The 26,932-nt window shown below is 55.5% G+C and carries 23 protein-coding genes; 6 read left to right on the plus strand and 17 right to left on the minus strand.

Annotation, left to right across the window (positions count from 1 at the left end; all coding sequences use genetic code 11):
• The first annotated feature begins 92 nt into the window (after positions 1-92).
• Positions 93-278: a YfgG family protein gene (locus tag AC6I7A_RS14485; protein WP_033736145.1), complete on the plus strand. Its 186-nt coding sequence runs from the start codon at positions 93-95 to the stop codon at positions 276-278.
• A 123-nt stretch (positions 279-401) separates the two neighbouring features.
• Complete coding sequence (mgtE, locus tag AC6I7A_RS14490) at positions 402-1,835, plus strand: magnesium transporter (RefSeq protein WP_058957408.1); 1,434 nt, start codon at positions 402-404, stop codon at positions 1,833-1,835.
• 3 nt (positions 1,836-1,838) lie between these two features.
• Here mgtE and AC6I7A_RS14495 read toward each other — a convergent pair whose 3' ends face one another.
• Positions 1,839-2,336, minus strand: a complete 498-nt coding sequence (locus AC6I7A_RS14495; protein WP_058957407.1) for a helix-turn-helix transcriptional regulator — start codon at positions 2,334-2,336, stop codon at positions 1,839-1,841.
• Between the two features lie 203 nt (positions 2,337-2,539).
• Here AC6I7A_RS14495 and AC6I7A_RS14500 point away from each other — a divergent pair, with 203 nt between their 5' ends.
• On the plus strand, positions 2,540-2,719 hold the full coding sequence (locus AC6I7A_RS14500; RefSeq protein WP_009088756.1) for a GDFGVC terminal motif YodC-like protein: 180 nt from the start codon (positions 2,540-2,542) through the stop codon (positions 2,717-2,719).
• 32 nt (positions 2,720-2,751) lie between these two features.
• Here the strand turns inward: AC6I7A_RS14500 and AC6I7A_RS14505 are convergent, their stop codons facing one another.
• From AC6I7A_RS14505 to guaB, 5 genes are all read right to left on the minus strand, one after another.
• The gene (locus tag AC6I7A_RS14505; protein ID WP_046102365.1) at positions 2,752-3,525 is read right to left on the minus strand and encodes a DUF3750 domain-containing protein; all 774 of its coding nucleotides are present in this window, start codon (positions 3,523-3,525) and stop codon (positions 2,752-2,754) included.
• Between the two features lie 510 nt (positions 3,526-4,035).
• On the minus strand, positions 4,036-5,988 hold the full coding sequence (locus tag AC6I7A_RS14510) for a DUF262 domain-containing protein (RefSeq protein WP_058957405.1): 1,953 nt from the start codon (positions 5,986-5,988) through the stop codon (positions 4,036-4,038).
• Positions 5,985-7,265 carry a DUF262 domain-containing protein gene (locus AC6I7A_RS14515; protein ID WP_058957404.1) on the minus strand — a complete coding sequence of 427 codons (1,281 nt, stop codon included), beginning with the start codon at positions 7,263-7,265 and terminating at the stop codon, positions 5,985-5,987. Before AC6I7A_RS14515 ends, AC6I7A_RS14510 begins: the two co-directional genes overlap by 4 nt.
• 385 nt (positions 7,266-7,650) lie before the next feature.
• Complete coding sequence (gene guaA / locus AC6I7A_RS14520) at positions 7,651-9,231, minus strand: glutamine-hydrolyzing GMP synthase (protein ID WP_009088749.1); 1,581 nt, start codon at positions 9,229-9,231, stop codon at positions 7,651-7,653.
• A 68-nt stretch (positions 9,232-9,299) separates the two neighbouring features.
• On the minus strand, positions 9,300-10,766 hold the full coding sequence (guaB, locus tag AC6I7A_RS14525) for an IMP dehydrogenase (protein WP_009088747.1): 1,467 nt from the start codon (positions 10,764-10,766) through the stop codon (positions 9,300-9,302).
• Positions 10,767-10,934: 168 nt separating this feature from the next.
• On the opposite strand from guaB, the gene xseA reads away from it, so the two are divergent.
• From xseA to AC6I7A_RS14540, 3 genes are all read left to right on the plus strand, one after another.
• Entirely contained in the window at positions 10,935-12,308 is a 1,374-nt protein-coding gene (xseA, locus tag AC6I7A_RS14530; protein WP_046102426.1) for an exodeoxyribonuclease VII large subunit, read from the plus strand.
• Positions 12,309-12,498: 190 nt separating this feature from the next.
• Complete coding sequence (locus tag AC6I7A_RS14535) at positions 12,499-13,512, plus strand: M4 family metallopeptidase (RefSeq protein WP_058957403.1); 1,014 nt, start codon at positions 12,499-12,501, stop codon at positions 13,510-13,512.
• Positions 13,509-13,841, plus strand: a complete 333-nt coding sequence (locus AC6I7A_RS14540) for a protealysin inhibitor emfourin (RefSeq protein WP_009088741.1) — start codon at positions 13,509-13,511, stop codon at positions 13,839-13,841. The genes AC6I7A_RS14535 and AC6I7A_RS14540 overlap by 4 nt, the downstream gene beginning before the upstream one ends.
• Positions 13,842-14,111: 270 nt before the next feature.
• Here the strand turns inward: AC6I7A_RS14540 and AC6I7A_RS14545 are convergent, their stop codons facing one another.
• The 11 genes from AC6I7A_RS14545 to ndk form a co-directional block, all read right to left on the minus strand.
• Positions 14,112-16,553: a glucose/quinate/shikimate family membrane-bound PQQ-dependent dehydrogenase gene (locus AC6I7A_RS14545; RefSeq protein ID WP_009088739.1), complete on the minus strand. Its 2,442-nt coding sequence runs from the start codon at positions 16,551-16,553 to the stop codon at positions 14,112-14,114.
• Between the two features lie 301 nt (positions 16,554-16,854).
• Positions 16,855-17,076 carry a zinc ribbon domain-containing protein gene (locus AC6I7A_RS14550; RefSeq protein ID WP_009088737.1) on the minus strand — a complete coding sequence of 74 codons (222 nt, stop codon included), beginning with the start codon at positions 17,074-17,076 and terminating at the stop codon, positions 16,855-16,857.
• A gap of 62 nt (positions 17,077-17,138) precedes the next feature.
• Positions 17,139-18,629, minus strand: coding sequence for a ribosome biogenesis GTPase Der (gene der, locus AC6I7A_RS14555; protein WP_009088735.1), 1,491 nt, complete (start codon positions 18,627-18,629; stop codon positions 17,139-17,141).
• 174 nt (positions 18,630-18,803) lie between these two features.
• A complete protein-coding gene (gene bamB, locus AC6I7A_RS14560; protein ID WP_058957402.1) occupies positions 18,804-19,985 on the minus strand; it encodes an outer membrane protein assembly factor BamB in 1,182 nt (393 codons plus the stop codon).
• Between the two features lie 19 nt (positions 19,986-20,004).
• Complete coding sequence (locus tag AC6I7A_RS14565; RefSeq protein ID WP_009088731.1) at positions 20,005-20,622, minus strand: YfgM family protein; 618 nt, start codon at positions 20,620-20,622, stop codon at positions 20,005-20,007.
• A 33-nt stretch (positions 20,623-20,655) separates the two neighbouring features.
• Complete coding sequence (gene hisS, locus AC6I7A_RS14570) at positions 20,656-21,933, minus strand: histidine--tRNA ligase (RefSeq protein ID WP_046102368.1); 1,278 nt, start codon at positions 21,931-21,933, stop codon at positions 20,656-20,658.
• Between the two features lie 105 nt (positions 21,934-22,038).
• Positions 22,039-23,160, minus strand: a complete 1,122-nt coding sequence (gene ispG / locus AC6I7A_RS14575) for a flavodoxin-dependent (E)-4-hydroxy-3-methylbut-2-enyl-diphosphate synthase (protein WP_009088728.1) — start codon at positions 23,158-23,160, stop codon at positions 22,039-22,041.
• 37 nt (positions 23,161-23,197) lie between these two features.
• Complete coding sequence (rodZ, locus tag AC6I7A_RS14580; protein ID WP_009088726.1) at positions 23,198-24,211, minus strand: cytoskeleton protein RodZ; 1,014 nt, start codon at positions 24,209-24,211, stop codon at positions 23,198-23,200.
• Positions 24,201-24,935: a type IV pilus biogenesis/stability protein PilW gene (pilW, locus tag AC6I7A_RS14585; RefSeq protein ID WP_058957401.1), complete on the minus strand. Its 735-nt coding sequence runs from the start codon at positions 24,933-24,935 to the stop codon at positions 24,201-24,203. The genes rodZ and pilW overlap by 11 nt, the downstream gene beginning before the upstream one ends.
• 80 nt (positions 24,936-25,015) lie before the next feature.
• Entirely contained in the window at positions 25,016-26,185 is a 1,170-nt protein-coding gene (gene rlmN, locus AC6I7A_RS14590) for a dual-specificity RNA methyltransferase RlmN (protein ID WP_009088720.1), read from the minus strand.
• Between the two features lie 186 nt (positions 26,186-26,371).
• Positions 26,372-26,803, minus strand: a complete 432-nt coding sequence (gene ndk, locus AC6I7A_RS14595) for a nucleoside-diphosphate kinase (protein ID WP_003848684.1) — start codon at positions 26,801-26,803, stop codon at positions 26,372-26,374.
• Positions 26,804-26,932: the final 129 nt, after the last annotated feature.

The following is a 26,932-nucleotide window of genomic DNA, read 5'->3' on the forward strand; positions in this document are numbered from 1 at the left end:
GCTGTTTTTTTCAACAGTGATTGATTTCATCGGGCGACTGTGACTAAATATTGCAATCGCCCCGATGAGGGTCACTACAGGAACCACCCCGCGTGAACAGCGCTATTTCTCCCCGAAGACGTCAGAAAACCGGCACCATGACCCGCATCGTGTTGCTGATCAGTTTTATCATTCTCTTTAGTCGCCTGATTTTCATCCTGCCTGCTGCCTTCGAACATCATCAGCAACAGAAAGCGACGCCTGGACCTGTTACAGTGACATCAGGCGATACCCGCTAACGCACAGTCCCCTTCTGAACTGAATTTAAAACGTTATCCGACCGATCGGACGCTTTTTTGCATCCCTTTTTCAGGCGAAACGCTACACTTCGTGCTGGTGCTTTCAGACTAAAGGGATCCAATGTGTCTGCCTCTCACTCTCAACGTTTAAGTGAAACCCGTCATCGCATTCTGACGCTGCTGCTCAATGAACACGATCTGGTTGATGCCCTGCTGGAGAAATCCGGCGATCAGCCGCCTGAACAGCAACGTGAAAATGCGGCCCAGCGTGAAGCGCTGGAACAGGATATTCTTCAGCTGCATGCCGCTGACCTTGCCGATATTCTCGAAGCCCTGCCGGAAGAGGAGCGCCAGGCGCTATGGCGGCTGGTGCCAAACGAGCGACGCGGTCACGTGCTGGTTGAAGCATCAGAAACGGTCTGGGCCAGCCTCACGGAGGAGATGAGCGACCGCGATATCCTGCGCGCCATCCAGCCGCTGGATATCGACGATCAGGTCTGGCTGGCGCGCTATCTGCCGCGTGATCTGACCGGACGCCTGCTGGCCACGGTGGAACCTGGCCTGCGCGCCCGGATGCTCAGCATGGTGCAGTTTGACCGCGACCGCGTCGCCAGGGTGATGGATTTCAACATCCTGACGGTGCGAGAAGATGTCACGCTGGCGACGGTGCAGCGTTTCCTGCGCAAGCGCAAAAGTATGCCGGGCGGCACCGATAAACTCTTCATCACGAATAAAGATAATCAGCTGCTGGGTGAACTGCTGCTGACCGATATCCTGCTGAATAAGCCCAACACGCTGGTGAGCGAGGTGATGAACGCACGCCCCACCACCTTCCAGCTTAATGACAAGGCTGAAGACGCCGCCAGCGCCTTTGAACGTTATAACCTCATCTCTGCCGCCGTTACCGATGCAAAAGGCAAACTGATTGGCCGTGTAAGCATTGAAGATATCATCGACCTGGTCAACGCCGAAAACGAAAGCAATATCCGTAAGATGGGCGGTATCAGTCAGGAAGAGGATGTCTTTGCCCCGGTGCATAAGTCAGTCCGTAAACGCTGGGCCTGGCTGGCGATCAACCTCTGTACCGCCTTTGTTGCCTCACGCGTTATCGGGCTGTTTGAAGGGACCATCTCGCAAATCGTCGCCCTCGCGACACTGATGCCGATAGTGGCCGGGATCGGGGGCAACACTGGTAACCAGACGATCACCATGATTGTGCGCGCGCTGGCGCTGCATCAGGTGGAGCCGGGGAACTTCTCGTTTCTTATCGTCCGTGAACTGGGCGTGGCGCTGATCAACGGCCTCTTCTGGGGCGGCATCATGGGCGGCATCACCTGGCTGATGTATGACAATATGGCGCTGGGCGGCGTCATGATGCTGGCCATGGCGCTTAATCTGCTGCTGGCGGCGCTGATGGGCGTGCTGGTACCGCTGGTAATGACCAGACTGAAGCGCGATCCGGCCGTCGGCTCCAGCGTTCTGATTACCGCCATCACCGACACCGGCGGATTCTTTATCTTCCTGGGACTGGCGACGCTGTTTCTGACCACGCACTGATCCTCAGGCGAGCAGACCGTAGCGTTGCAGTGACCCGCTGAGATTACGCTGGCGCGTCACCTGCGCCAGTTCCCGGGTCGCCACCGGCAGCACATAGTTACCGCGCTGGTTCAGCCACTCCAGTACATCTGCCAGGTGCCAGATGGCGGTTTTGCCGTCATGCACCGGCAGCGGAAATGGCGGGCGGTGGCTGAGCATCAGCTTGCGCATGTTCTGCCGCGACATGCCGATCAGCTCGGCTACATCAGTCAGTCCCACAAAGTCAGGCGCCGCTTCCACCAGCGTGGCACCCGGTATCGCGCGCAGGACCGCCGCTTCTGCCTCTGCCAGTGCCTCCGTCGCAGAGCCTGACTCCCGGGTAAACTCCAGTGCGATTCGCCCCGGCATCCCCAGACCGATCAGCGCATCGTCACAGCCGGCTGCGGCCAGCACTTCCATCATCTCATCTGCCGGCGCATGCCCTTCCGGCAGGCTGAACCGTAATGTAAAACAATATTCCATATGCCTCTCCTTTCGCACGTCCTCCCTATCCTCCCGCCGGATTAACAAGTTGTCAAATGACAACTGATAAAAATATTGTTGTCCGGCTGAGCTTACGCAGACTTTTTCACACAGTAAAACGGTCAGGATCTAAACTGGAAAACGTTACTTAAAAAAATGTCAGCGCGATGCTGGCAGCAATCACGACTCACGACGGAGAAACTATGTTTAAAGCAGAGGATTTTGTTCAGTCGAAAACCGGTGGCCCTAAAATGCAGGTATTGCGCGTTGAAGGTGACACCCTGTATTGCGCGAGGGTGGATGATGCGACCAAAAAAGAGATTGAAGTGAAGGCAGAGAGCGTCAACCTCTATCACGAAGAGGGCGATTTTGGCGTGTGCTGAAACAAACCGGCCCCGTTAGCGGGGCCAGACGATCAGGGCTTATCCTGCTGCAGATTGTCGTTACCCAGCCCGCCAATAAACGGCAACCGCAGGCGGAACGGGGTAAAGTCGAGGCCCATGTTCAGACCCAGCAGATTCACTTCGAACCCCTCTTCCGCTCCCAGCGTGACACCTGCCACACCCAGAACCGATACCTGCAGACCTCGCCCGGATGGCGGCAGCCCGACCGGACGCCACAGTGGCCGGTAATCTTTGCCCAAGGCATTCGCAGGCAAATCGAGTTTTAAGGCCGGGACTTCGCGACCAATGTGCGCCAGAAAAGTATTGCTGTTGGGCCCCGGCCACGCGTGATAGGTCGTCGGCCAGGGATAGGATTGAATAGCCGCTTCAATCTGCGGGATCATCGCTTCTGCCTCGGGTCCGCGATGGTTCACCAGCAGCCGCGGTTTTGCACCATACCAGTAGCCATCGGGAAGATTGGTATTGTGACGCACTTTATCGCCACTGCCCCAGCTGATCACTTCATAGCGATTGTAGTGCGTTTCACCGGCACGTTTGAAGATGATCCAGGGATGCACCGCGACCCGCCCTTTCCAGCCATAGGTGGGCGCGGCATAGACCTGCACGATAGCCAGATTAGCGAAGGCGCGCGGGTCGGGCGCCATACCGGCTGAATCGCGTCGCGCCGACCACCAGCCGCCCCGCTCTGCGGTTTCGCTGTGACGGGTCGCCTGGGCGATACTGGCTCCCAGAGAGAGCAGCAACACGACAACAAAAAACAGGCTGAACACTTTGAGTGAGAGCATGACAACATTCCTGGTGGCGTCAGAATCAGGAAACGCCTGCGGTGCGGGCGGTTTCCGTAAGCGGCGGCTTTGAGATATGGACAATCGGTAAAAGCGGCGAGTCAAAAGCGGGCGTCAGACAGGAAACCCGACGTGCTTTTGCTGACCAGCAGAATAGCGTAATTTGCGGCAAAGTGAACAGAAAATCACCAGGTTCGGGTGCGGATGTGCTGAAAGGTTAAAACGGCGGATCGGCGGGCAGTCTGGGCAGAAAAAAGCCCGCTGAGAAGCGGGCTTGAACATCGTCAGGGTTAACCGGCTACAGGCTGATTCCCCACGCGATGATCAATGCCACTTTAAAAAACTATAAAATCAATAGGATGAAATTTGCTTTGCATGTAGATACCACACAAAAGCCATGGTAAGAAAACCTGGGAACTGTACTGATTGCGTCACCCGACGCAAAACGCTTTTAGACCGACAACTTGCACTCCACAAGGACATTCGTCCAAAAGCGGTTATTCAAAGAAGTCAACGCCCCGGGTAGGATCTTCCACTTGCCTCCACCAGACTTACATCATCACGAAGCAATTTCACCATCTCTTTATGATGTGCTGTTATCTGCTGATCGTCCCAGCTTATATTTCGAGTGATTTCCGCCATTCTCATGAGCTTGGGACTTTGACGTTCAATCGTATCCTTGAAGTTTTCGGCCTTCGCTCTGGGAAGGCTATTGCTGAATTTTGAGTTCGCGCTGACGCTTACGAGCGCGAGGTTGCCAAGCAGGTTAAGGCTAGAACCTGAAACAACTGCGCCAGACTGCTCTTTGTCCGGATGCTGTGGATAAAAGTGCTCAATGGAAGTTCTGAACTGAAATTTGAAATCTCGTTTTGAGGAATCGCTCAACAGAAGATAGTCGAGATACGAAAAGACGATACGGCTGATACCAAACCCTTGTGGTTGCTGATCTTCCTCAAAGGGGAATGTCTCTTTGACCTTGCTGCGGGCATACCCCTTCAACAAATCGGCAAGATCCGCATGTTTCGCTTCTTGAGGGGCTTTAACGAATAGCCAGCGAAGAACTTTGGTAATCCAGTGCATCGTTCGCGGAGAAGTGTAGGTAATCCGAAGCATGGACTGAAGCAGCAACACATCTCGGGTATGTGGGTCAGCACCGCCGTCCTCCTCTAAGTTTCCATTGCTGGCCGAGAAAACATGGATGTAAGTCGGGGCTGGCTTCTTGTCCGCGCCGCCTTTCTTTAATCGCTGGAGAGACCAATCCCCATCGTCACTGATGTTTGCCGTGAATTGGCGCTTCAAGATGAAGCCATCAAAGAGGTTGCGGCACTTGAGAAGCATGAATGCAAAGCTACGCACCCAATCGGCTTTAGCATCGGGTACATTATTTACGGTGTCGTCAAATGACTTGATGAGGCGCTTGTCGTCAAGCTGGCCTTCGTCTTCGACCTCATCGCCTTTCATAATTCTTAGGACGTGTAGCAGAAAGGCCGGAAAATCAATAGTCGAACGAAACCGCTCGTTGCCCTCGTCTTCAGTGGAATTTGACTCGATCTCTTTAGCGTATTTTGACAACGCCTCATCCAAGGACAACGATACCCCTTCGGAGGATTGCTTTGATGAATTGATGCCGGATTGCGGACGACTTTCCATTAGCGACGCGAAGCTGGTCACCTCCAGCCAGGACCATTCATCGCCAAATACTTTATTTCGCAAACTGGTGTCACCACGGGTCAGAGACATCTGGACATAAGAATCCATGTCAGCACAAGCATCCCAAATCCATGCGAAGCATTCACGTTCATATTGATTGGGCAGCTTGCTCATCAGGCGAGCCTTAACAATATCAACCTGCTTGAGTTGCTGCCCACGAGTGTTCATGATCTCAAAGTAGCGATTGAGGTCGGTATTGGGTGGCAGCGAGGCACGAACGACAGTCACCTTCGTTAGCAAGAAATCGGAGAATTTTTCGCGTGAGCGATTAAGGGCTTCATTTTGTTTGAAGAACTGATTGATGATGCTGTAGCCTTCATGGATGCCAGCATCTGCATTACTCGTGGAGCTATGCGGTCGGACGTGCTCCTTAGCCGCCTCCTGTGCTACTTGCCGCAGGGCTTCCGTTGCCCGTGCGCGCGACTCATATTGCAAGTGGCCTGCATGGCCAACCGACGGCTTCTCACCCTCACCGTCTTGCTCCAGGAAGGTCAGAAGCAGATAGAGGGTTGTAAGTCGTTGTTGTCCATCTATGACTTCGAACTCGTCCTCTCTACCCCGCTTGATTACAACTAGGTTCCCAAGAAAATAGTGGTCCTGGCCCCCAGCCACCGAGTCTTGAATATCGCTGATAAGTTGTTCAATCTGTTCGGCCCGCCAAGCATAGTTCCGTTGATAAACAGGAATCAGATAATTGTCCGCGAATAGCTTGCCGACAGTTAGCAGTTCGGGTTTCAACTCATTCTTGCTCATTGCAGCCCCTTGATAAAAGCAACGAGTTCCTTTTCGTGGTTATCGCTGTATGGCTGACTTGCTATTGAAAGTTTGCGGACAACACTTCCAGTCATCGCGTTGCGTAGCAAAACAAAAGGCGATTTATTTGCATCGTTTTTCCCTCGCGCTCGGTTGTCAGCAGATACAAATTGCACACGAAGTAACTCGACCCGTAAGGCATATGCCCATGCGAATAACCTATTTCGCACTTCATCCACATCTTCATCGCCAAACTTGTTTGTATAGCAAAGCAGTGCGGCAATGAACAATTCGTACACATAGCGGTAGCGACTTTGAGATGGGCCAAAGTTTTTGAAACCTCTATCGATAACCTCTTTCTCCAGTATCTTCAATTCGTCAAGCATGAATGTCACCATCTCGAAAAATGAGCGCCCAGCGATTATCGGGGCATCAAGCTGAAAGCGGCTGCGCCCGGCATTTCGTACATCATGTGTAGAGGACACTGCCCATGCACTTAGAAGTGGCATAGCGGCTTGTGCTGCAAGGTGATATCGCAGATTTGGCGAAAATGAACTGAGGGATTGTGATGAAATTCCCTTGAACATGCCGATGTCCCGAATAGCAAATTCGAGCGAGCTTTCGCCTCGTGACCACTTGGATATCCGGTATAAAAAAGTAGAAAAAAGCCTGTCCAGATCCTCATCTTTTACGGCTTCCCAAGCCTCAACGACAGCCACTTTCATAACAGCGGACTCATCTTGCATTTCGCGCAGGTGGTGTGCTTTGAGCAAGTCGTGAGGGGCAAGCGGTTTGCCGCGATAGTTCTGGGAATCAAAGACACGAAATGCCTCGTCAATATCGTCCGTCACAATGCGCACCAACTGACATTTGTGACAGGTAAAATCCAAAAATTCTTTTTTATCGTCCAAATGCGACAGGCGCCTTTGAAGCTCCATCCAAACCAAAGAGACAGGGGTTTCGCTGTTACCAGACACCGAGATCTGATGATTTATCGGATCTAAGGCCGCAAGAATCATTCGCAAAGTCAGCAGACGTTGCTGTCCGTCGACTACATTAAGATACTCACCATCATCATGAAGAATGATTGCACCCAAAACATAGGGAATCTCTTTTCGTTTGGTATCTTGAAGAGCTTCGCTGAGATCATCCACTAGTTGTAGAGCGGTCGATACTTCCCAACTGTATGGGCGTTGATAGTTCGGTATCCGAAGGCCTTGCTTGAGTAGTTCATCCACGGTGACTGCACTAACACCGTGCTCTCCGTTAATCGCCATTGCTATGTTCCGTCATTGAAGCTTTTGTATTTTCTCTGCGTGTTTTCCGCAAACTTTATTCACCCATATGCAGACTTCGATTCCGAGCGGCGGCTGTCTTGTTCACAATTTCGATCAGGAGGTGCTCTTCTGGCGCATATTTAACGATCTGTAGGCTTGGGTCGAGAGAGCGGTTCTGACTAAAAGCCGGCATCGATAGCGTCAGCACAGCTCTGCAATGCATCCGGTTGTCGATACCATGGCATTTGCTGATACGTTCACGTTGTATTTGCTATATCTTCGATTCAGCGTCGGCCTTATACCATGAAAAATGCCATTGATAATGTAGTTAATATCATCAATGGCACTCACTAAATCAATTAAAACAATAGGTTAAATAATAGCCTCATTCCCACTCAATCGTCGCCGGTGGCTTACCGCTGATGTCATACACCACGCGGGAGATCCCGTTGATTTCATTGATGATGCGGTTAGAGACGCGGCCCAGGAAATCATACGGCAGATGCGCCCAGTGAGCGGTCATAAAGTCGATGGTTTCCACCGCGCGCAGTGAAACCACCCAGTCATATTTACGGCCATCGCCCATCACACCGACCGAGCGAACCGGCAGGAAGACGGTGAACGCCTGGCTGACTTTGTTGTAGAGATCCGCTTTGTGCAGCTCTTCGATGAAGATAGCATCGGCACGACGCAGCAGATCGCAATACTCTTTCTTCACTTCGCCCAGCACGCGCACGCCCAGACCCGGGCCCGGGAACGGATGGCGGAACAGCATGTCGTACGGCAGGCCCAGCTCCAGACCAATCTTACGCACTTCGTCTTTGAACAGCTCTTTCAGCGGCTCAACCAGGCCCATCTTCATCTCTTTCGGCAGGCCGCCAACGTTGTGGTGCGACTTGATGACGTGCGCTTTACCGGTGGCTGATGCCGCCGACTCGATCACGTCCGGATAGATGGTGCCCTGCGCCAGCCACTTAACGTCTTCCAGCTTCAGCGCTTCTTCGTCAAACACTTCCACAAAGACGCGACCAATGGTTTTACGCTTGGCTTCAGGTTCATCAATACCCGCCAGTGCGTCCAGGAAACGCTGCTCAGCCGGGACATGGACAATATTGAGACCAAAGTGATCGCCAAACATATCCATCACCTGCTGCGCTTCGTTCAGGCGCAGCAGACCGTTATCCACAAACACGCAGGTCAGACGGTCGCCAATGGCACGGTGCAGCAGCATCGCCGTTACCGATGAATCCACACCGCCAGACAGACCGAGGATAACTTTGTCATTTCCTACCTGCTCACGCAGACGTTCTACCGCATCTTCGATGATTTTGGCTGGCGTCCACAGGGCTTCACATTCACAAATGTCGATGATGAAGCGCTCAAGCATCCGCAGGCCCTGACGGGTATGGGTCACTTCCGGGTGGAACTGCACGCCGTAGAAACGCTTCTCTTCGTTCGCCATGATGGCAAACGGACAGGTTTCGGTGCTGGCAACGGTTACGAAGTCAGCCGGGATAGCGGTGACTTTATCGCCGTGGCTCATCCAGACATCCAGCAGCGGTTTACCGGCCGCGCTGATCGCATCTTCGATATCGCGAACCAGAGCGCTTGGCGTGGTCACTTCAACCTGCGCATAACCGAACTCGCGTTCGTTTGAACCGGCAACGGCGCCGCCCAGCTGCATCGCCATGGTCTGCATACCGTAGCAGACGCCCAGGACCGGCACGCCAGCATTAAAGACATATTCCGGCGCTCGCGGGCTGTTCAGTTCGGTGGTGCTCTCCGGGCCACCGGAAAGGATGATGCCGCTTGGGTTGAACTGGCGAATCTGCTCTTCGCTCACATCCCATGCCCAGAGTTCACAGTAAACGCCAAGCTCGCGCACGCGGCGTGCCACCAGCTGAGTATATTGCGAGCCGAAATCGAGAATCAGAATGCGATGCTTATGGATATTTTCCGTCGTCATTGAGGGGGTTCCAGAACGGTGACTTAATAAATAAAAGCGCCCGGCTGAAGCCGGGCGGGAAATCGAAATTACGAGCCCATACGGTAGTTCGGTGACTCTTTGGTGATGGTCACATCATGTACGTGACTCTCATTGATGCCAGCGCCGCTGATGCGGACAAACTCCGCTTTAGTGCGCAGGTCATCAATGGTCGGGCAACCGGTCAGGCCCATGCATGAACGCAGTCCACCCATCTGCTGATGGACGATCTCTTTCAGACGGCCTTTATAGGCCACGCGGCCTTCGATGCCTTCCGGCACCAGCTTGTCAGCGGCGTTATCGGTCTGGAAGTAACGGTCTGAAGAGCCTTTGGACATCGCGCCCAGTGAACCCATGCCGCGATAGGATTTAAATGCACGACCCTGGTATAGTTCGATCTCGCCCGGAGACTCTTCGGTGCCCGCCAGCATTGAACCCACCATGACACAGGAGGCTCCCGCCGCGATCGCTTTTGCGATATCACCGGAGAAACGGATACCGCCATCGGCGATGACCGGAATACCGGTGCCTTCCAGTGCAGTCACGGCGTCAGAGACGGCGGTGATCTGCGGAACACCGACACCGGTGACGATACGGGTGGTACAGATAGAGCCAGGGCCGATACCGACTTTGACCGCGCTGACGCCGGCCTCAACCAGTGCCAGTGCGCCGGCACCGGTAGCGACGTTACCGCCGACAATTTCGAGGTCCGGATATTTAGCACGGGTTTCACGGATACGGGAGAGCACGCCTTCAGAGTGACCGTGAGAGGAGTCAATCAGCAGCACGTCAACGCCCGCAGCAACCAGCGCATCAATACGCTCTTCGTTGCCTGCACCGGCACCGACAGCGGCACCCACACGCAGACGGCCCTGCGCATCTTTACAGGCGTTAGGCTTACGTTCGGCTTTCTGGAAGTCTTTAACGGTGATCATGCCCAGCAGATGGAAGCTGTCATCCACGACCAGCGCTTTCTCTACGCGCTTTTCATGCATTTTGTGCAGCACGACATCACGCGCTTCACCCTCTTTCACCGTCACCAGACGGTCTTTCGGGGTCATGACCGCAGAAACAGGCTGAGAGAGATCGGTCACAAAGCGCACGTCACGACCGGTGATGATACCGACCAGTTCATTGTCGCGGTTAACTACCGGATAGCCTGCAAAGCCGTTGCGCTCGGTCAGCGCTTTGACGTCAGCCAGTGGGGTGGTCGGCAGTACGGTCTGCGGTTCAGTCACGACGCCGCTCTCATGTTTCTTCACCTTGCGCACTTCGTCCGCCTGGCGTTCAATCGACATATTTTTATGGATGAAGCCAAGGCCGCCTTCCTGTGCCAGCGCAATTGCCAGACCCGCTTCGGTCACGGTGTCCATGGCAGCGGAAAGCATAGGAATGTTTAAACGGATGTTTTTGGTCAGCTGTGTGCTGAGATCGGCCGTATTAGGCAGGACGGTGGAGTGAGCAGGAACGAGCAGAACGTCGTCAAAAGTGAGTGCTTCTTTAGCGATTCTTAACATGGCAATACTCCACCTCGGGTGATTGAGATTAGATAAAATATTGCCGCGGCATTATACAGGCCGTAATCGATTGCCTCCACTATTATTTACGAAAAACTCTTGATCCGCACTGGCAGCCCTGTAGTATCGGTGAATTAACCTGCTGATTTGGAATTTGATCTTCGTCACATGTCGCTGCCATCCAACGCCAATATTTTTACCGTCAGCCGTCTCAATACGACAGTGCGTCAGCTGCTGGAGAAAGAGATGGGCCTGGTCTGGATCAGCGCCGAGATCTCCAACTTCACTCAGCCGGCTTCCGGTCACTGGTACTTCACGCTGAAGGATGATGGCGCTCAGGTGCGCTGCGCCATGTTCCGCAACAGCAATCGTCGCGTCACTTTTCGTCCGCAGCACGGCCAGCAGGTGCTGGTGCGCGCCAGCATCACCCTTTACGAGCCTCGTGGCGACTATCAGCTGATTGCCGAGAGTATGCATCCGGCGGGCGAAGGGCTTTTGCAGCAGCAGTTTGAACTGCTTAAGGCAAAACTGTCGACCGAAGGATTGTTCGACCCGCAGCATAAACAGCCGCTGCCGGAACCGGCGCGTCAGGTTGGGGTGATCACCTCGGCGACCGGCGCCGCCCTGCACGATGTGTTACGCGTGCTGCATCGCCGCGATCCCTCCCTGCCCGTGGTCATCTATCCTACTGTCGTGCAGGGTGTCGATGCGCCTGCGGCTATCGTCCGGGCGATTGAAGTCGCTAACCTGCGCAATGAATGCGACGTGTTAATTGTCGGGCGCGGCGGCGGTTCGCTGGAAGATTTGTGGAGCTTTAACGACGAACGGGTAGCGCGCGCGATTTTTGCCAGCCGCATTCCCATCGTCAGCGCAGTCGGACACGAAACCGACGTCACCATTGCCGACTTCGTCGCAGATTTACGCGCGCCCACACCGTCGGCCGCAGCAGAAATTGTCAGCCGCAATCAGCTTGAATTGCTGCGTCAGCTGCAGTCGCAGCAGCAGCGGCTGGAGATGGCGATGGATTACTATCTGGCGCGCCAGCAGCGGCTTTACAGCCGCCTGGAGCATCGCCTGCAGCAGCAGCATCCGCAGCTGCGTCTGGCCCGCCAGCAGACTGCCCTGTTCCGCCTGCAGCAGCGTCTCGGTGATGCGATGGAAACCCGTCTGCGTCACGCTACCCGTCAGCAGGATCGCCTGCAGCACCGGCTCAGTGCCCAACAGCCGCAGCAGCGCCTGTTCGAAGCGCAGAAGCAACTGCAAAGCTGGCACTACCGCCTGCAGCAGAGTATGACCACTCAGCTGAGCAGCGGAAAACAGCAGTTTGGTCAGCTGGTAGCGCAGCTGGAGGGCGTCAGTCCCCTGGCCACGCTGGCACGCGGATTCAGCGTCACGACCGACACCACCGGACAGGTGGTGAAAAAAACGGCGCAGCTGCAGAGCGGCGACTTGCTGCGCACCCGTCTGGATGATGGCTGGGTCGAAAGCCAGGTCACACAGTTACTGCCTGAGAAAAAGCGTCGCCGCAAAACCGCCTCCTGACCCGCTCCGCTCTCATCGCCCTTCCTTTCCAGTTATGGCTGGTCTCATTTACCGCGTGCATTCGCCGTGACCGGTCTATACTTTCTGGTACATCTCTGCTGCCAGAGCGTTTCAGATGGCCTGTCAACGTGGTCTGTCTGACGGGTCTGTACTCTCCGGTACCTCTTTCTCAGCTGCCAAGGAGTTTCAGATGGCTTACTGCGTTATTCCTCCCTATATCCTTCGTAAGATCATTGCTCACGGTTCCGGTCACCAGCAGGCGCAGGCGCGTCGCACCCTCACCCACGTTCAGCACCTGATGGCAGAACACTGGCAAAAGCCCGCCGTGGCTAAAACGGCGGCGGGCGGCCATGTGGACCGGGAAATTTATGATGCCCAGGGCAGAGAAACCCTGCCCGGTAAGCTGATTCGACAGGAGGGCCAGTCCGCCAGTGATGATGTGGCGGCTGAAGAAGCCTGGGACTACCTCGGCATCACCTATGACTTTTTCTGGCAGGCTTATCAGCGTAACTCGCTGGATAATCAGGGGCTGAAGCTGCTCGGTACCGTCCATTACGGAGAGAAGTATCAGAACGCCTTCTGGAACGGTCAGCAGATGGTATTTGGTGACGGTGACGGCGAAATTTTTAATCGCTTTACCATTGCGATTGATGTGGTGGCACATGAACTCGCGCATGGCGTCACGGAAAATGAAGCCGGATTGATCTACTTTGAGCAGGCGGGCGCACTGAATGAGTCCCTGTCTGACGTCTTTGGCTCCCTGGTCAAACAGTACAGCAAGAAACAGCGCGCCGAAGAGGCGGACTGGATTATCGGTGAAGGCCTGCTGGCAAGCGGCATCAATGGGCGCGGTTTGCGTTCAATGTCTGAACCCGGCACCGCCTACGATGACCCGATGCTGGGTAAAGATCCGCAACCGGCGCACATGGATGACTATGTGAAAACCCGTGAAGATAATGGCGGAGTTCACATCAACTCCGGTATTCCTAACCGGGCATTTTATCTGGCGGCCACCGCGCTGGGCGGCTTTGCCTGGGAGCAGGCAGGCTACGCCTGGTATGACACCCTGTGTGACGACGAGCTGCCTCAGGATGCGGACTTCAAGACCTTTGCCCGCTTCACCGTTCAGCACGGTGAAAAGCGCTTTAATTCGTCGGTCGGCCGTGCCATTGAACAGGCGTGGAAGGAGGTTGGCGTGCTATGAGTGAACTGCCCGAACTCACCGATGACGCTACGGTCATCGTCGCGCGTGAAGGCGGCATGGCCTTTATTCCGGGGCTGCGCGCCGAGCGTCGCTTTATGCTGGGCGATCTGCCACCGCCTGAAAAACAGCGCGTCTGCCATGCGCTGGAACAGGCGATGCCGCTGGGCGAACCCGAGGAGAAAGCCGCGCAGGTGGGCAGTGGCGATCAGCGCTATTTTCGCATTCAGATCCAGTACGCGACCCGCCGTGAGGTTGGCACCATTGTGCTGCTGATCCCGGAACAGGTCGCCCCTCCCGAATTGCAGGCGCTGTGGCGCGACGGCAAATAAGCAAAAAAAGGGCCGACAATGTTGGCCCGTAGAGAGCTGATAATCTGATGTGAATCTGGCTGCAACGGATAAGCTTAAAGTGAAGGTAACACGGTCAGAGGAGGAAAGCGTCCCGCGCCAGGGACGGCGCGGGCCGAGCCGTCATGGATGACGGTTTTGCGACTTTCCGATCTGACCGTGTTTCCTGAGCATGCCCGCTCTTACAGCGAACCGGCCAGAATTTTTTCAAAAAAAAGGGCCGACAATGTCGGCCCTTTTCCTTTTGCGATATTACTTACTGTCTGGCAGCGCGTAAGCAATCACGTAATCACCGCGGTCCGGTGACTGACGTGCGCCACCTGCCGAGATGAGGATGTACTGCTTACCATCTTTCGGTGAGACGTAGCTCATCGGGCCACCCTGACTGCCGACCGGCAGGCGCGCTTTCCACACCTCTTTACCGGTTGAAGAATCAAAGGCGCGCAGATAGTAATCCTGGGTACCGGCGATGAAGACCAGGCCACCCTGCGTTGCCAGCGTTCCGCCCAGCGTCGGCATACCAATCGGCATTTTCACGCCCATTTTGATACCAAACGGTCCGGTGTCCTGCACGGTACCAACCGGCACCTGCCAGACGATTTTCTGGGTTTTCATGTCGATCGCTGACAGCGTACCAAATGGCGGCTTCTGACAAGGGATGCCCAGCGGAGACATGAAGCGGTTTTTGTTTACGGCGTACGGCGTGCCTTTCAGCGGTACTGCACCCATACCGGTGTTGATCGCTTCGCCACCGTTGCTGCCACGTGAAATGCTGTTGGTGTCAGCCGGGATCATCTGCACCCACAGGCCGAGACGCATATCGTTAACGAACAGCAGATGATTGTTAGGGTCAGTCGACATGCTGCCCCAGTTCATTCCACCCAGCGAGCCCGGGAAGCTCAGCGACTTGTCGGTGTCCGGCACGGTGAACAGGCCGTTATAACGCATCGATTTAAAGGCAACACGGCAGGCCAGCTGATCAAACGGCGTCGCTCCCCACATGTCAGACTCTTTCAGCGTCTGGTTGCCAATCTGCGGCATGCCGGTCGAGTGTGGCTGGGTTTTGGTGTACTGCTCGTTCGGGATATGGCCCTGCGGCATCGGCAGCTCTTCGACTTTGGTCAAAGGCTTACCGGTCATCCGGTCGAGCACAAAGATCATGCCGGTTTTACCGCCGATCACCACCGCTGGCGTGGTGCTGCCATCTTTCTGCGGGAAGTCGATCAGGCTTGGCTGCATTGGCAGGTCAAAGTCCCACAGATCGTTGTGCACGGTCTGATAGACCCACTTCTCTTTACCGGTGGTGGCATCCAGCGCCAGCACGGATGCGCCATATTTGTGATCCAGTGGGGTACGGTTCGCGCCCCAGAGGTCAACAGAGGAGCTGCCCATCGGAATGAACACGGTATTCATGGTCGGATCGTATGACATCGGAGCCCAGGAGTTCGGCGTACTGCGGGTGTACTCCTTGCCCGGCATCAGGATCGCATTCGGGTCAACGTTGCCCGGGTCAAACGCCCAGCGCATCTTGCCGGTGATAACGTCGAATCCACGCAGCACGCCGCCCGGCATATCGGTCTGTACGTTATCCGCCACGCGTCCGCCAACCACGACAGTGGTGCCTGCCAGCGTAGGGGCTGAGGTCAGCTGATACTGCGGGTCTGGCGCCTTACCGATGCCGGCTTTCAGATCGACAATGCCGTGATCGCCAAAGTCTTCACAGAACTCACCGTTGTCGGCGTTGATGGCAATCAGACGCGCGTCGATGGTGTTCATCAGAATACGACGCTGACAGGTGTCACCGGCAGGCAGGGTAACGGCCGTTACCGGAACTGACCCCGGCTTGTCCGGCTGTTGCAGCGGTTTCGTCGCGTCAAAGTAAGCCAGGCCACGGCAGCGCGGCCAGACTTCAGCCTGCGCATTGATTTCGCGTTTCCAGATCTGCTTACCGCTGTTCGCTTCCACCGCAATCACATTATTGTGTGGGGTGCAGAGATAAAGCGTGTTGCCAATCTGTAACGGCGTCTGCTGATCTTCTGCGCCGTTACCGGTCGGGCTGATCGGGGTGTCACCGGTGCGGAAGGTCCAGGCAACTTTCAGATCTTTCACGTTGTCGCGGGTAATCTGGTCCAGCGCCACAAAGCGACTGCCCTGCGGCGTATTGCCGTAGTTATCCCAGTCTTTCTGCTGTTTGGTTTTATCGACCGGGATCAGCGGCAGCTCTTCACCATTACCGGCCACGGTAGGATGCGGCTGGAACATCTGCACCAGCGTGACCACCATGCCTGCGGCCAGCAGTGCGGAGAAGGTATAGGAAGGTTTTGCCAGTGAGGGCTTACCTTCATGCTTACGCAGTGAAGGCCAGATCAGGAAGGCCAGCAGTGTCAGTCCGGCTGGCACCATCAGGCGTGAGACCAGCGGCCAGAAATCCAGCCCGGCATCAAACAGCGACCAGATCAGCGTGCCGATAAAGACCAGCAGGAAAAGAACCGCTGCCGACGATTTGCGGCGGAAGAACTGAATTGCGGAAAGTACGATGACGATCCCTGCAATCAAAAAGTACCAGCTGCCGCCAAGTGCAACCAGTTTGCCGCCACCGATTGCAAAGAACAGACCGGTAGCAAGCAGCACCAGTCCGAGCAGCACGGATGCGATTCCCAACCCCCTGGCGGAGCGGGAGGATGTTTCAGCCATAAACTATCTCTCCTGAATAAACAGAACGTCCGGACAGGTGCCGTCCGGACTCCGCGCCTTAAACGTTCTGCGCAGAGCCCCGTTCTGTTTCAAATCAATTATAAACAGACCCGCGTCCGTAAGAATCTGAGGGCCGGAAGCATACAGATGTGGCTGGCCCCTCCCACGACGCGGCAGGATTGTACCACCTGGTACATAACCGAGTGAACATATACAACTCATTTGTTACGACGTAATAGCATTTTTGCTACAAAACGGCGGGCGGGTCGGGTTCACCGGTGCGTTTAATCATAGCCAAATCTTACGGTGTGGACGGCTGAAACTGCACCCGCCTGCGCGAGATCAATCCGTGGCCATGTTGACAAAAATAGTCGACCGCACCGCAGGCTTTCAGTACCGTCAGTGGCTGGTGACAGTCCGGACAGACGGGCTGCGCCGGATAGTGCGCACTGCAGCGGTCACAGATAAATTCGCCGTCGCTGAGCCGCAGTGGCTGCTGACATTTTTCGCAGTGAATAGTCACCTTTCTCCTCCTGAGTGGCGTGTTCAGCATAAAAAAAAGAGGGCCTCATGGCCCTCTTCTCGTTAACGCTTATTCTTTTTCATATGCGCCATCAGACGCTTACGTTTACGCTGCTGAGTCGGCGTCAGCAGGTTACGCTTGCCTTCGTAAGGGTTCTCACCCTCTTTGAACTGAATACGGATTGGCGTTCCCATCACATTCAGGGATTTGCGGAAATAGTTCATCAGGTAGCGCTTGTAAGAATCTGGCAGATCTTTCACCTGATTCCCGTGGATGACCACGATGGGCGGGTTGTAACCACCGGCATGGGCATACTTAAGCTTAACGCGTCGGCCGCGCACCAGGGGTGGCTGGTGATCGTCTGCCGCCATGTTCATGATGCGCGTCAGCAGCGAGGTGTTTACGCGCCGGGTCGAACAGTCATAGGCTTCAGTGATCGATTCAAACAGGTTACCCACGCCGCTGCCGTGCAGCGCAGAGATAAAGTGGATGCGGGCGAAATCGATAAAGCCCAGACGGAAGTCCAGCGTCTCTTTCACTTCGTCACGCACTTCCTGCGACAGGCCATCCCATTTGTTAACCACGATTACCAGCGAGCGGCCACTGTTGAGAATAAAGCCCAGCAGGGAGAGATCCTGATCCGAGATACCGGCGTGGGCGTCGATGACCAGCATCACCACGTTGGCATCTTCAATCGCCTGCAGCGTCTTGATCACCGAGAATTTCTCTACGGTGTCAGAGATTTTGGCGCGCTTACGCACCCCGGCGGTGTCGATCAGTACGTAATCACGTCCGTCACGCTCCATCGGAATATAGATACTGTCGCGGGTGGTGCCGGGCATATCGTAGACTACTACGCGGTCTTCACCGAGGATACGGTTAGTAAGCGTTGACTTACCTACGTTAGGGCGCCCCACGATGGCCAGCTTGATAGGTAAACCTGTCGGGTCGAAGTTTTCTTCTTCCTCGGCGGCTTCCTGCTCAGCAATCTCCTCGGCGTCCAGCGCCGCCCAGTAGGCCTGGTTCTCTTCTTCTTCGGTCAGTTCGACCGGCTCAACCGTCTCCATCCACGGCAGCAGCGCCGTTTCGATCAGGCTGGTGACACCGCGACCATGCGATGCCGCAATGGCGTGGATCTCGCCCAGGCCGAGTGAGTAGAAGTCGATAACCGCCTGATCCGGATCGAGCCCGTCAGTTTTATTCGCCACCAGGAAAGTGGCTTTCTGGCGGGAACGCAGGTGTTTAGCGATTTGCTGATCGGCGGCCATCATGCCCGCACGTGCGTCAACCATAAACAGTACGACATCCGCTTCTTCAATCGCCAGCAGTGACTGCTCGGCCATCCGCGTTTCAACACCCTCTTCAGTGCCGTCGATACCACCGGTATCAATAACAATAAATTCGCGCCCTTCCACTTCGGCGCGACCATATTTGCGATCGCGAGTCAGTCCGGGAAAATCCGCTACCAGCGCATCACGAGTGCGGGTTAAGCGGTTAAATAGCGTAGATTTTCCCACATTGGGACGCCCAACCAGCGCGACCACAGGTACCATAACAAAATGCCTCAATAAAAAATGAATCGCCCGAATGGCGTGATTATAACGGCTCTGGCCGTTAAGTTCAGGCTTAAGGCGCAAAGAATACCATGCCTGACTAAAAACGAAACGGCCCCTGATTAAATCAGGAGCCGTCGGAACGGAGGATTTCACCTGCCGGACGTTTACCCGTTAACGGGTAATCGCATAAACCTCACCATCTTTCGACTGGATCAGCAGCTTGTCGCTGGCGACCACGGGCTCGGTCTGGAAACCGGAACTGTCCAGCTTCTGCTGCGCGACAAAACGGCCGTCGGTGGTGTTCAGCCAGTGCAGATACCCTTCGCTGTCGCCGACCACCAGATAGCCGTTGTAGAGCACCGGTGAAGTCAGGTTGCGATGCAGCAGATCGCTCTGACGCCAGATAGCGACGCCACCATCCGCGTTCAGGGCAATCACACGGTCATCCTGATCGACCAGATAGATGCGGCCGGCATCAACAATCAGATCTTTCACACCGCCGATTTCGCGTTTCCACAGAATCTGGCCGGAACGCAGATCCAGCGCCGTCAGGTCACCGTTGTACGCCAGCGCGTAAACCACGCCGTTGACGATAACCGGGGTCGTATCGACATCGTTCAGACGATCGATTTCGGTTGCGCCGCTGACCTGAGAAATACGCTGCTGCCAGATCAGTTGTCCCTGGTTCAGCACAACGGCACTGACGCGGCCGTTGTCACCACCGACAATGGCCCCGCCAAACGCAACAGCCGGAGCCGATTCACCGCGCAGTGAAAGCGCAGGCATATCCAGGTTAACGCTCCACTTCACTGCCCCGCTGCTCTGGTCCAGCCCCTGCAACATGCCGTTGCTGGTATGGATCAGCACCAGGCCATCGCTGACCACCGGACGTGACAGCGCTTCACCGGCGACTTTCGTCTGCCAGGCCAGGCTGCCATCGCTGCTGTTCAGGGCATAAACCTGACCGCGCTCGCTGCCGACATAGATCCGATCGCCATCCGCCGTCAGGCCGCCCGATAACAGGGCTGAGCGATTTTTCGAGAAGAAGCCGGTTTTCTCAGAGAGATCGACTTTCCATTTTTCTTTACCGTCTGCGGCATCCAGCGCTTTCACGATACCAAAGCGATCGGCTGCGAAGACCGTACTGTCCTGCCAGGCAGGATGCAGATTGGAGTAGAAATCACCCACGCCATCGCCGACTGAGGTGCTCCACACTTTCTCTGGCGTAAACTGATTTTCCACCTTCGGCAGCGGGGCCATTTTCACTACATCTTCTTCGCCGCTAAACAGCGAACAACCGCTGAGCAAAGTGACTGAAATCAGTCCCGGCAGCAGGTATTTACGTAATTCCATGCGCTCTCTCTTGACTGGCTTAGCTTAAGTTATTCATCTTCATCTGCATCATTTGCTTCAATGCCGGAGAGGCGTCAGATTCCACCCCTTTACTCCAGGCATCGCGCGCGCCCTGCTTGTCGCCTTTGGCCAGCAGCGCTTCGCCGCGAATATCGGCCACAATGGCTGTCCAGCCATCACCCTTCACACCGTCAAGGGTTTTAAGCGCCGCATCCGCTTGATTCTGTTGCAGTTGAATGCGAGCCAGACGCAGGTTAATGACCGCCTGCAGATTGGCATCTTTGGTATCTTTCAGTCCGTTTTGCAGCAGTGCTGCGGCTTTATCAAGCTGACCGGCATCCACATACTGCTTCGCCAGATCCATCGCCGCCAGCGCACCGTAAGTGTTGCTGTTTTCGCTGGCAAACCGGTTAACCGCTTCCAGCGTCTCAGGTTTGCCCGCCTGCATGGCGGTGGTCAGCTGCTGATATTGGGCCGATACCGTTTTTGCGGTATCGTCCTGATGACTGCTCCAGTAACGCCAGCCACCCAGCGCAGCAATGCCGATGACTACGCCAATGGCTAACGCCTTACCATTGCTGGTAAAAAAGTTGCGCAGCGCTTCGGTCTGCTCGTTCTCATTGCTATACACTTCCACGCAATCCTTCTCCTTTCTATGGTTGGTGCTGTGTTACGCCTGTAACAGCGTGCGCAATACAGCAGCAGCCTCTGCCTGATCCAGCGTTTGCTGCTCGCCACGGCGCAGATCTTTCACCACGACCTGACCGGCTTTGACTTCATCCTCGCCCAGCACCAGCGCGACGCGAGCGCCCCACTTGTCAGCGCGGGCAAACTGCTTCCTGAAGTTGCCGCCGCCAAAGTTAGTCATCAGCCTCAGCTCTGGCGCTTCATCGCGCAATTTCTCAGCCAGCTGCATCGCAGCGGACTGCACGCCCTGACCGGAAGCGATAACATAGACATCCACATTGCTCGTCGGTTCAAATTCCGGATTCACCGCCTGAACCAGCAGCACCAGACGCTCCATGCCCATCGCGAAGCCCACCGCAGGGGTGGCACGTCCACCGAGCTGCTCTACCAGGCCGTCATAGCGACCGCCGCCGCACACGGTACCCTGTGAACCCAGGCTGTCGGTGACCCACTCAATCACGGTGCGATTGTAGTAATCCAGGCCGCGCACCAGACGCTGATTGACGGTGTAGCGGATGCCCGCGTCATCCAGCAGGGCACACAGGCCGCTGAAATGGTCGCGTGATTCGTCATCAAGATAGTCGCCGAGCTGCGGCGCATCATTCAGCAGCTGCTGAATATCGGGATTTTTACTGTCGAGAACGCGCATCGGGTTGCTGTACATGCGGCGTTTGCAATCCTCATCCAGCACCTCTTTGTGCTGTTCGAGGAAGGCGACCAGTGCGTCGCGGTAGTGCGCACGCGCTTCCAGTGAGCCGATGGAGTTGAGTTCCAGGCGAACGTGGTCGGCAATGCCTAAGGCTTTCCACCAGCGGGCGTTGAGCATAATCAGCTCCGCATCGATGTCCGGTCCCTGCAGACCAAACACTTCGACGCCGATCTGGTAAAACTGGCGATAACGGCCCTTCTGCGGACGCTCATAGCGGAACATCGGCCCCATGTACCACAGGCGCTGCTCCTGATTGTAGAGTAAACCGTGCTCAATACCGGCTCGCACGCAGCCTGCGGTTCCTTCCGGACGCAGCGTCAGGCTTTCGCCATTGCGGTCCTCGAAGGTGTACATCTCTTTTTCAACCACATCGGTGACTTCACCGATGGCGCGTTTAAACAGTGGGGTCTGCTCCACCAGCGGCAAGCGAATTTCGCTGTAGCCGTAGCTCGCCAGCGTCTGCTTGAGTACGCCTTCAATCCGTTGCCAGAGAGCGGTATCCGCAGGCAGGTAGTCGTTCATCCCGCGAATCGCCTGAATATTCTTCGCCACGTTAAAATCTCTTAATGCAAAAAAACCTGTCCGGCATCATACCTTATGAGGATGAAACCGCACAGGTTCAGTCAAAAAAGTCACGCACGCAGGCTGCGCACGCCATTATTTTTCCAGCTGCTGCACGTCAATCCGGCGGCTGGCATCCAGCATCGACGCTTTGGCACGAATGCGCGCTTCCAGCTGATCGATCATGTCATGGTTATCGAGACGATCGCGCTGACGCACGCCATCCTCGTAGAAACCACTCTTCTTGCTGCCACCGGTCACGCCCAGGGTCGAGAGCGTCGCTTCGCCCGGTCCGTTGACCACACAGCCGATAATGGAGACATCCATCGGCGTGATGAGATCTTCCAGACGCTGCTCCAGCGCGTTGACGGTGCCGATCACGTCAAACTCCTGACGTGAACAGGTCGGGCAGGCGATGAAGTTAATCCCACGCGAACGGATGCGCAGTGATTTCAGAATATCGAAGCCGACCTTGACCTCTTCAACCGGATCGGCCGCCAGCGAGATACGCAGCGTGTCGCCGATCCCTTCTGACAGCAGCAGACCCAGCCCAATCGCCGATTTGACTGCGCCAGCGCGCGCCCCGCCCGCTTCGGTGATCCCGAGATGCAGAGGCTGATCGATCTGTTTTGCCAGCAGGCGATAAGATTCCACCGCCAGGAAGACGTCAGAGGCTTTTACACTGACTTTAAACTGGTCGAAGTTGAGACGGTCGAGGTGATCGACGTGACGCATGGCCGATTCCAGCAACGCCTGCGGCGTCGGCTCGCCATACTTTTCCTGCAGATCTTTTTCCAGCGAACCGGCGTTAACGCCAATCCGGATCGGAATATTGTTGTCGCGCGCGCAGTCAACCACCATACGAATACGCTCATTGTTCCCGATATTACCGGGATTGATGCGCAGGCAGTCAACGCCATATTCGGCGACTTTCAGGGCGATGCGGTAGTCAAAATGGATGTCTGCAACCAGCGGCACGTTCACCTGCTGTTTGATCAGCCTGAACGCTTCTGCGGCATCCATGGTCGGCACCGAGACACGAACGATGTCGACACCGACGCGCTCAAGGGCTTTGATCTGATTTACCGTCGCTTCCACGTCAGTGGTGCGGGTGTTGGTCATCGACTGGACGGCAATAGGTGCGCCGTCACCGACCGGCACCTTGCCGACGTAAATGCGTCTGGATTTACGACGGATAATGGGTGCTTCGTTATGCATATTTCTTCTCCACAATTGCCCGGTACGCGATACGCTGTTATTGCGCACCCAACGTCAGGCGAGCAACCTGGTTATTACGGATAAAACGACTTAAATCAACGGGCTGATTCTGATATTGCACCTGAACCGCGGACGGCGCGCCAATTTTCAGACGATACGGAGGTGTGCCCGCGAGGCTCAGTTTACCACCACTACGCTGAATGCCGCTGAACAGTTTTTTGCCGGTGGCATCGCTCACTTCCAGCCAGCAGTCGGCGGTGAAGTTCATGACCACCGCATTCGGGTCGGCCGCCGGTTCACTGACTGCGGCAGCGCCGACCGGCATCTGTGGTGTCGTGCTGGTTGCAGGGTTAGTCGTGGCCGGTGCTGCCGATGTGGTGTCCTGTGGCGCCTGGCTCGGTGACACGACAGCATTGCTGCTGTCGGTCTGCGTTGTGGCTGGGGTAGTGGTCGTGCTGGCAGCCGGCGCAGAGGTGGCTGGCGTGCTGGTCGCGCTGTTGTCGCTGGCGGCCGTATTACTTTCGTCAGGCGCGGCTGGCGCCGCGCTGTCACCGCTGGTCTCACCCAGCGGAATCGACTGGCCGCTATCGCCGCTGCTGCCGTTCTGGTCGGTCATCGGCACCAGATCGTCCTGCGACGCTTTGTGATTCTGCCACCACCAGGCGCCGGTCAGGCCAATCACCACGAACACCACCAGCCAGGTAAAAATCATTAACCAGCCGTCGCGTTTCTTGCGGCGCTTGCCCAGGGAGAAACTTTGCATCGGCTCGATTTTTGCCGCCCGGACCGGCGTCTGTTTCGCCATCATCGGCAGCAGTTCCTCTTCAGGAATGTGCACCAGACGCGCATAAGAGCGGATGTAACCGCGCAGGAACGTCGAGGCTAAATCGGCAGGCGATTTGTCCTCTTCGATGTCACGCACGGTAGAGAGTTTCAGACACAGACGTTCAGCGACGTTCTGCTGTGACAGCCCCATCTGCTCACGGGCCAGACGCAGGCGATCACCTGTTGAATGTAATGCAGAGTTTTCTTGAGTGGCTTCAGTATTCATTAGCTAAATAACGCTGGTACTGTATCGATTGCGGAAAACGTCGCGCTAACTGGTCGCCATAACGTGAAACGTCTGCGGCATTTCCCTGTAGCGCGGCGAAACGTAAGTGTAACGCCAGACTGCGTGCCGTTTCGGGCAACTGTAGCTGGTAAACGTCGAGCAAAATCTGCACCCTCGCCAGATGGTTTTCAGCCATCTGCTTTTCAGCCTCCGCCAGCAGCGAATCAGCTTTTCGCCTGTCGGCTTCAATGGCCCGGCGTAGCGTCCTGCGGGCGGCAACAACATCTCCCGCCTGCAGGTAACAAAAACCTGCCAGTTCAAGCGCGTCGTTGCGTGCATCAGACGACGGAGCGGTTTCTGCCCGACTAAACTGTTGATGCGCTTCGTCATACTGCCCTAAAGCGCAGAGAAACGCACCGTAATTGTTAGCAACAAAACCATTATCCGGGGCCTGCTGCTGTGCCAGTATAAACCCTGCCTGGGCTGCTGTCTGATTGCCCTGCTGTTGCGCCAGTCGTGCCAGCGCAAGCGAGACCCGGTAATCCTCTGGCGCGGCGGCCTGCGCGCGCAGAAAGTTTCGCTCAGCGGCGGCATAATCACCCGCCGCCAGATAGTGCATCCCTAACTGCAGACGCACCTCTTCAGCACCGGATGAGTGCGGCTGGCTGACACACCCGCTTACAACAAACAGCGCCAGTACACTGGCGGGTAATCCGTTACGCACGATCGTTTCCCTCTGCCTGACATTGACAGGCTGCAGCCTGCCACGCGTCTTCACGTCAGGAAACGTTCTCTGTCACGCTTCTAGAGCGCCTTCACAGAGATGGCTTCACCCGCCATTTTTTTACGCAGCGTACGCTTGGTGCGGTCGATTACCTCACCCGCTAACTGGCCACAGGCGGCATCAATATCGTCGCCACGGGTTTTACGCACAATGGTGGTAAAACCGTAGTCCATCAGCACCTTGGAGAAGCGGTCGATGCGGCTGTTTGAGCTGCGGCCATAAGGTGCACCCGGGAAGGGGTTCCACGGAATCAGGTTGATTTTACACGGTGTTTCTTTCAGTAATGCGGCAAGCTCATGCGCATCGTCGGTACTGTCATTGACATGATCCAGCAGGACGTACTCAATGGTCACGCGTCCCTGGTTGGCGTTAGATTTGCCAATGTAGCGTTTCACCGCTGCCAGGAAGGTTTCGATATTGTACTTTTTGTTGATCGGAACAATATCATCACGCAGCTTATCGTTAGGCGCGTGCAGTGAAATGGCCAGCGCCACATCAATCATATCGCCCAGTTTGTCCAGTGCAGGCACCACACCTGAAGTAGAGAGGGTCACACGACGCTTGGAGAGACCAAAGCCGAAGTCATCCAGCATGATCTCCATTGCCGGAACCACATTATTGAGGTTGAGCAGCGGCTCACCCATGCCCATCATCACCACGTTGGTGATAGGACGCTGGCCGGTGATTTTTGCTGCGCCGACGATTTTCGCCGCACGCCACACCTGACCAATAATTTCTGACACCCGCAGGTTACGGTTAAAGCCCTGCTGTGCGGTCGAACAGAATTTACACTCCAGCGCACACCCCACCTGCGAAGAAACACACAGCGTGGCGCGGTCGCCTTCCGGGATATAGACCGTTTCCACCAGCTGATCGCCCACGCGGATGGCCCATTTAATGGTGCCATCAGTGGAGCGCATCTCTTCAGCCACTTCCGGTGCGCGGATCTCCGTCAGCTCCATCAGCCGGTTACGCAGCTTTTTGTTGATGTCGGTCATCTGCTCAAAATCGTCGCAGCAGTAGTGGTAAATCCACTTCATGACCTGATCGGCACGGAACGGCTTTTCGCCCAGCGACTGGAAAAACTCGCGCATCTGCTGACGGTTGAGATCCAGCAGGTTGATTTTCTGGCTTTTAGGGGAAACGACAATGGGGGATGCGGACGCGGACGTCACAATCTGTTCGGACATAATATTCTCTGGCCTCGTTGTTACACGTTATGGCGCTGTTCAGGGATAGGTGAAAAAAATTGCGCCTTCATTAAGCGAAGTCAATGAAGGCGCAATATTGTACAACATCTGCGGCCTGATAACAGGCGGGAGTGGCTCCCTCAGGCAGATTTTTGTAAAGCCGACCTGCTGTTTATCGCCAGGCGATTAACGGGTACGTGGGCAGATTTCGTTTTCGCCGAAGAAATAGGCGATTTCGCGGGCAGCGGATTCAGCAGAATCTGAACCGTGCGTGGCGTTTTCGGTGAAGCTGTCTGCGTAGTCAGCACGCAGGGTGCCAGCCAGTGCGTTTGCCGGGTTAGTCGCACCCATCAGGTCACGGTGACGCTGAACGGCATTTTCACCTTCCAGTACAGAAACGACAACCGGGCCAGAGGTCATGAATTCAACCAGACCATCAAAGAATGGCTTGCCCTGGTGCTCAGCGTAAAAACCTTCAGCCTGCTCTTTGCTCAGCTGCAGCATTTTTGCACCAACGATTTTGAAGCCAGCGCTTTCAAAACGGTTGTAGATAGCACCAATCACATTTTTAGCGACGGCGTTTGGCTTGATGATAGAAAAAGTACGTTCGATTGCCATGATGACCTCTGTCTTGACGTCCTGAAGAAACCGGCGGCGCAGCCCCCGGCCAATAAACGGCGCCGATTATAGGGGCTGAGTGCGGCATTGCCTATCAGAGATCCCTAATTTGTTGAAAATTCTTGATCT

The sequence above is a fragment of the Type-F symbiont of Plautia stali genome, from assembly GCF_059731105.1.

Coding starts and splice junctions, on each gene's coding strand:
- AC6I7A_RS14535 (WP_058957403.1), top strand. CDS start 12,499: ATGGCTTACTGCGTTATTCCTCCCTATATCCTTCGTAAGATCATTGCT.
- AC6I7A_RS14500 (WP_009088756.1), top strand. CDS start 2,540: ATGTTTAAAGCAGAGGATTTTGTTCAGTCGAAAACCGGTGGCCCTAAA.
- rodZ (WP_009088726.1), bottom strand. CDS start 24,211: ATGAATACTGAAGCCACTCAAGAAAACTCTGCATTACATTCAACAGGT.
- AC6I7A_RS14515 (WP_058957404.1), bottom strand. CDS start 7,265: ATGGCGATTAACGGAGAGCACGGTGTTAGTGCAGTCACCGTGGATGAA.
- rlmN (WP_009088720.1), bottom strand. CDS start 26,185: ATGTCCGAACAGATTGTGACGTCCGCGTCCGCATCCCCCATTGTCGTT.
- AC6I7A_RS14540 (WP_009088741.1), top strand. CDS start 13,509: ATGAGTGAACTGCCCGAACTCACCGATGACGCTACGGTCATCGTCGCG.
- ndk (WP_003848684.1), bottom strand. CDS start 26,803: ATGGCAATCGAACGTACTTTTTCTATCATCAAGCCAAACGCCGTCGCT.
- guaA (WP_009088749.1), bottom strand. CDS start 9,231: ATGACGACGGAAAATATCCATAAGCATCGCATTCTGATTCTCGATTTC.
- AC6I7A_RS14505 (WP_046102365.1), bottom strand. CDS start 3,525: ATGCTCTCACTCAAAGTGTTCAGCCTGTTTTTTGTTGTCGTGTTGCTG.
- AC6I7A_RS14495 (WP_058957407.1), bottom strand. CDS start 2,336: ATGGAATATTGTTTTACATTACGGTTCAGCCTGCCGGAAGGGCATGCG.
- AC6I7A_RS14510 (WP_058957405.1), bottom strand. CDS start 5,988: ATGAGCAAGAATGAGTTGAAACCCGAACTGCTAACTGTCGGCAAGCTA.
- der (WP_009088735.1), bottom strand. CDS start 18,629: ATGGTACCTGTGGTCGCGCTGGTTGGGCGTCCCAATGTGGGAAAATCT.
- guaB (WP_009088747.1), bottom strand. CDS start 10,766: ATGTTAAGAATCGCTAAAGAAGCACTCACTTTTGACGACGTTCTGCTC.
- ispG (WP_009088728.1), bottom strand. CDS start 23,160: ATGCATAACGAAGCACCCATTATCCGTCGTAAATCCAGACGCATTTAC.
- AC6I7A_RS14545 (WP_009088739.1), bottom strand. CDS start 16,553: ATGGCTGAAACATCCTCCCGCTCCGCCAGGGGGTTGGGAATCGCATCC.
- xseA (WP_046102426.1), top strand. CDS start 10,935: ATGTCGCTGCCATCCAACGCCAATATTTTTACCGTCAGCCGTCTCAAT.
- bamB (WP_058957402.1), bottom strand. CDS start 19,985: ATGGAATTACGTAAATACCTGCTGCCGGGACTGATTTCAGTCACTTTG.